Source organism: Tropicimonas sp. IMCC6043 (assembly GCF_004146235.1).
Classification (GTDB): domain Bacteria; phylum Pseudomonadota; class Alphaproteobacteria; order Rhodobacterales; family Rhodobacteraceae; genus Tropicimonas.
Genome location: NZ_SELO01000095.1, coordinates 1 through 4,390, shown reverse-complemented (window position 1 = coordinate 4,390; position 4,390 = coordinate 1). Strand labels below are relative to the sequence as shown.

4 protein-coding genes are annotated in these 4,390 nt (G+C 63.3%); all 4 read left to right on the top strand.

The window, feature by feature from the left end; all coding sequences use genetic code 11:
- Positions 1 to 416: 416 nt before the first annotated feature.
- From EU800_RS25695 to EU800_RS25680, 4 genes are read left to right on the top strand one after another with little or no spacing between them, the layout of a single operon-like run.
- Complete coding sequence (locus EU800_RS25695) at positions 417 to 1,277, top strand: xanthine dehydrogenase family protein subunit M (RefSeq protein ID WP_129636307.1); 861 nt, start codon at positions 417 to 419, stop codon at positions 1,275 to 1,277.
- Entirely contained in the window at positions 1,277 to 1,753 is a 477-nt protein-coding gene (locus EU800_RS25690; protein WP_129636306.1) for a (2Fe-2S)-binding protein, read from the top strand. The genes EU800_RS25695 and EU800_RS25690 overlap by 1 nt, the downstream gene beginning before the upstream one ends.
- Positions 1,754 to 1,756: 3 nt before the next feature.
- Positions 1,757 to 4,021 (top strand): xanthine dehydrogenase family protein molybdopterin-binding subunit, encoded by a 2,265-nt coding sequence (locus EU800_RS25685; RefSeq protein ID WP_129636305.1) that lies wholly within the window; start codon positions 1,757 to 1,759, stop codon positions 4,019 to 4,021.
- A complete protein-coding gene (locus EU800_RS25680) occupies positions 4,021 to 4,266 on the top strand; it encodes a MoaD/ThiS family protein (protein ID WP_129636304.1) in 246 nt (81 codons plus the stop codon). Before EU800_RS25685 ends, EU800_RS25680 begins: the two co-directional genes overlap by 1 nt.
- Positions 4,267 to 4,390: the final 124 nt, after the last annotated feature.

Here is a 4,390-nt window from a genome sequence, read left to right as displayed (position 1 = left end):
GCCGAGGTGCCGGGCGCGGAGAGGGGCGGGAGAAGCCGCCTGGTGCTCAGGTTACCCGAGGAGATCTTCGCCTTCTGACGGGCCACGGAGAGCGCCTCAAGCGACGTCATCGGGGATCTCCTGCGCCTGCTCCTGCCGACTGGCCAGAGAACTCTCGACGAGGAGCAGGGAAGGTCAAAAGGACAGTCGCTTAAGACTGGCCGTTGCTTGAATCTGCAACGCTTATCTCGCCTTGGCGACCTTTGCGCACCGTGCCCGTAGACGTGGCCTAATGACTATTGGAACATAGCGTCGTTGAAGACGACCAGCGGGAAGTTGGAAAACCGATCTCTTGCATCAATTCGGGTATGTATCCCAACACCATTACATTTAGAATGTTGCGCATGTACGATGACCTCCGAGGGAGGGATCAGGCAATGTACTACGAACGTCCGGAAACACTGCAGGATGCGTCCAGGTTGTTGGCCGAAACCAAGGGAACGGCATATATCTTGGCCGGTGGGACCGATCTCCTTGTCCGCGCGAAGAGTGATCATTTCGAGGCAGATCTCATGGTCGACATCAAGTCGATCGCAGAGCTCCGGACTGTCCACCATACCGCCGAAGGTTTTGCCATCGGTGCCGCTGTCTCCTGTGCCGACCTCGGCAGGCATGCCGCGCTGAAGGCAGCTTGGCCGGGGGTCGTCGAGGCGGCCAATCTGATCGGCTCCGCGCAGATCCAGTCGCGCTGCACCATCGCCGGTAACCTCTGCAACGCATCGCCTGCCGCTGACAGCGTGCCGGCGATGGTGGCAGCCGGCGCACGGGCAATCATCGCCGGCCCGGCGGGCATGCGCACAGTTCCGGTCGAGGCGGTGCCGGTTGCGCCCGGTAAGACCTCTCTTGGCCAGGGTGAGATCGTCGCGACCATTGAAATCGACAACCGCCCGCCACGGTCGGGCGATGCCTATCTGCGGTTCATCCCTCGGACTGAAATGGATATCGCCGTTGTTGGCGCCGGCGTGAGCCTGACATTGGACGAGACGGGGACCATCCAGTCCGCGCGGGTTGCATTGGGGGCCGTTGCGCCGACCGTCATGTTGGTAGCAGAGGCCGCCGACGCCATTCTTGGCACTAGGCTGGAATACGCCGCGCTGGAGAGGCTGGCGGAGGCGTGTTCCGCGGCATGCCGTCCGATCAACGACAAGCGTGGCACGGTGGAGTTTCGAAAGAAGGTAGCGGGCGTTCTGGCACGGCGGGCGGCCCGCATTGCCTACGACCGGTCAAGGGGAGCGTAATGTCTGGGCTTGCTGTCTCCGCCACGATCAATGGCGACGAGGTCGAATATCTCTGCCAGGCTGAAGAAACCTTGCTGGACGTCTTACGCAACCGGCTTGGTCTTACTGGCGCCAAGGAAGGCTGTGGCACTGGCGACTGCGGCGCGTGCAGTGTGGTTCTCGACGGCAAACTTGTCTGCTCGTGCCTGGTACTTGGCGCCGAAGTTCAGGGCGCCACGGTTGAAACCATCGAGGGCATGGCGAAAGGCGATACGCTGCATCCGCTGCAGACCAAGTTCCTCGAGCATGCGGCTTTGCAGTGCGGGATCTGCACACCAGGTTTCCTCATGGCGGCGAAAGCGCTTCTCGACGCCAATCCGGACCCGACCGAAGAGGAAATCCGCTTTGGACTTGCTGGCAACCTGTGCCGTTGCACCGGCTATGACAAGATCGTCCGGGCCGTGCAGGCCGCTGCGCTAGAGATCAACGGGGGCTGAGCCATGAGATTCGATGCCACCTATCAAGACAGGACCTACAAATCCGTTGGCACGCGGCCGGTGCGCCCAGACGGCGTCGACAAGGTCACCGGGCGCGCGCGCTACGGGGCGGACTTCAACATGCCGGGTCAGCTTGTGGGCCGAATCCTGCGGAGCCCGCACGCTCATGCGCGGATCGGCAGCATCGACACCGCGCGCGCCGAGGCGCTTAAGGGCGTAAAGGCGGTGGTCACGGCCGACGACCTGCCGGACCTCTCCAATGGCGACCAGGCGCATCACGATCTGCTCGACAACTGCATGGCACGGTCGACGGCTTTCTACGACGGCCATGCGGTCGCGGCGGTGGCGGCCGTCGATGCTCGAACGGCACGTCAGGCACTCAAGTTGATCGAGGTCTCCTACGAGGTGTTGCCGCATGTCGTCGATGTCGACGAGGCGATGCTGCCCTCCGCTCCCGTTTTGCACGACACCATCTTCACCGACGGCGTGGACCCCAGGCCCACCACTTCCTCGAACGTTGCCGCGCGCTCCGAATTCGGCCATGGCGACGTCGATGCGGGGTTGGCGGCGGCGGATGTCATTGTCGAGCGCAGCTTCAAAACTGAACAGACCCACCAAGGCTATATCGAGCCCCACGCCTGTGTCGCCAGCGTCAATTCGGACGGCACGGCAGAGCTTTGGGTCTGTACCCAGGGCCATTTTGTCTACCGCCAGAAGTGCGCCGATCTGCTGGGGATGGATGTCTCGAAGCTCCGCGTCACCTCGTCCGAGATCGGCGGCGGGTTTGGAGGAAAGACCCATGTCTGGATGGAGCCGGTGGCACTCGCGCTGTCGCGGAAGGCCGGTCGGCCCGTCAAGCTGGTAATGTCGCGCGAAGAAGTCTTCCGCGCCTCTGGACCGACGAGCGCGACCTCGATCGACGTCATAATAGGGGCGCGGCACGACGGCACGATCACGGCAGCCTCGGCCGAGCTGCGCTATTCCTGCGGACCCTACGCGGAGCTCTGGGCAGAGTTGGGCGCGATGACGTCCTTTGCCTGCTACGACCTGCAGAACGTCAAGACGGTCGGCTACGAGGTACTGGTCAACCGCCCCAAGACCGCCGCCTATCGCGCGCCGTCCGCGCCGATGGCGGCCTTTGCGGTCGAAAGTGTCGTCGATGAGCTGGCGCAAAAGCTCGGCATGGATCCGATCGCCTTTCGGATCAAGAACGCGGCGCGCGAGGGCACCAGATCCTCCTATGGCCCAGTCTACGGCCCGATCGGCATCAGGCCGACATTGGACGCGGCTCAGGCTCATCCCCATATGCACGCACCGCTCGGACCCAACAAGGGCCGTGGAATGGCCTGCGGGTTCTGGTTCAACTTCGGCGGCCAGACCTGCACAGATCTCAACGTGAACGCCGACGGCACGGTCACGCTGGCGGTCGGTACGGTCGACGTGGGTGGCTCCCGTGCATCCTTGTCGCTTGTTGCGGCAGAGGAACTGGGCATCCCCTACGAACATGTAAGGGCCGTCGTCGCGGACACGGCCACGCTTGGCTACAACGACATGACGGATGGAAGCCGAGGCACGTTCTCGTCCTCGATGGCGACAATTTCGGCATCCCGGAACGCCATCGAGGTGATGCGCAGCCGAGCCGCCATGATGTGGGATATCCCGGTCGAAGAGGTGATCTGGGAAGACGGCCATGCCAAGGCGATCGGGGCAAGCTACGGCAACCTGGCGCCCCTGTCGGTCAGGGAGATCGCCGAGGCTTCCGGTAAGACCGGCGGGCCCATCGCCGGCCACAGTGAAATGGTCGCTGACGGGGCCGGCGTCTCCTTCGCCACCCATATCTGCGATGTCGAGGTCGACCCCGAGACCGGCAGCACTCGGATATTGCGCTATACCGTCATTCAGGACGCCGGGAAGGCCGTGCACCCCGACTACGTGGAGGGCCAGTATCAGGGAGGTGCCGCGCAGGGCATCGGCTGGGCGCTGAACGAGGAGTACGTCTATGGCGCCGACGGGCGGTTGCAAAACCCGGGCTTTCTCGACTATCGCATCCCGGTCTGTTCCGACTTGCCGATGATCGACACGCAAATCCTCGAGATCCCTAACCCAAGCCACCCATATGGCGTGCGCGGAGTCGGCGAGACTTCCATCGTGCCGCCGCTCGCCGCTATTGCCAACGCGGTTTCTAACGCGGTCGGAGTCCGCATGACCCACATACCGATGTCGCCGCCACGGATTCTGGCCGCGCTTGACGCCCGGACGAAGGGCTGATGATCACGGTGAGACTTTGGGGCGCGCTCGCCGCCCTGGCGGACGACCAGAGTCAGGTCGATGTCGAGGCCAGGGATATCCGCGAGCTGTTTCGGAAGCTCGGGGAGCGCTACCCAGCCCTGCGGGACTCGATCGAGAACGACATCGCCGTCTCGATAGATGGCGTCATCTACCGCGACAACTGGTCCAAGGAGCTACCCGAAGGCGCCGAAATCTTTCTCATGCGCCGTCTCGCCGGCGGGTAGGTCTAGAACAAGCGTTTGGAGCCGTGATCGGCGCCTCGAGAACGGGGTTTTCCGCAGCGAGGGCATGGATCACTTAACTCCGCCTCTGGCATGGTGGCCTTCGGATCGAACCAGGCCATTTCCG

What these genes read in the sequence shown, in the direction of transcription:
- EU800_RS25695 (WP_129636307.1), top strand. Translation starts at nt 417, where the DNA reads ATGTACTACGAACGTCCGGAAACACTGCAGGATGCGTCCAGGTTGTTG.
- EU800_RS25685 (WP_129636305.1), top strand. Translation starts at nt 1,757, where the DNA reads ATGAGATTCGATGCCACCTATCAAGACAGGACCTACAAATCCGTTGGC.
- EU800_RS25680 (WP_129636304.1), top strand. Translation starts at nt 4,021, where the DNA reads ATGATCACGGTGAGACTTTGGGGCGCGCTCGCCGCCCTGGCGGACGAC.
- EU800_RS25690 (WP_129636306.1), top strand. Translation starts at nt 1,277, where the DNA reads ATGTCTGGGCTTGCTGTCTCCGCCACGATCAATGGCGACGAGGTCGAA.